The following is a 729-nucleotide window of genomic DNA, read 5'->3' on the forward strand; positions in this document are numbered from 1 at the left end:
GCGCTTTGTTGTTTAGCCATTTTGCCTGAATGACATTCATTGTACAACATTTCAATAGTTATTTTAATACTTCGACGCAAAAAAGCATTAAAACCTTCCGCCTTTATTGTTTTTACAGCTGACTCTTCGATGGAAGGGTCTTTTTCTGTATGATAAATAGGAAGGGAGAAATGGCGATGATCATTTGGATAAACGGGGCATTCGGTTCCGGAAAAACACAAACAGCCTTCGAACTGCACAGAAGGCTGAAATCATCTTACGTGTATGATCCCGAGAAAATGGGTTTTGCGCTGCGCTCCATGGTGCCGCAGGAGATCGCAAAGGACGATTTTCAAAGCTATCCTTTATGGCGGGCGTTCAATTACAGTTTGCTAGCTTCTCTGACAGATACATACCGCGGCATCATTATTGTGCCTATGACGATTGTACATCCTGAATACTTCAATGAGATCATCGGCAGGCTCAGACATGAAGGCAGGATCGTTCACCACTTTACACTAATGGCTTCAAAGGAAACCTTGTTAAAAAGGCTTCGCACCAGAGCAGAAGGAAAAAACTCATGGGCCGCCAAACAAATTGACCGCTGCGTTGAAGGTTTATCATTACCCATTTTTGAGGACCACATTCAAACAGACAACCTGTCGATTCAGGATGTGGCAGAGAACATTGCCGCGAGAGCCGAACTCCCATTAGATCCTGATACAAGAGGCAGCCTCCGAAGGTTCGCCG

Annotated in this window: 1 protein-coding gene; it reads left to right on the forward strand. The window is 44.6% G+C overall.

The genetic code is table 11. The annotated features are described in order from the left end of the window. Positions 1-176: 176 nt before the first annotated feature. Positions 177-729: tunicamycin resistance ATP-binding TmrB (gene tmrB / locus ACWHAR_RS26790; RefSeq protein WP_452088391.1), on the forward strand; the 553-nt coding region annotated here is incomplete at its 3' end.

The organism is Bacillus sp. LR--39 (assembly GCF_053613335.1).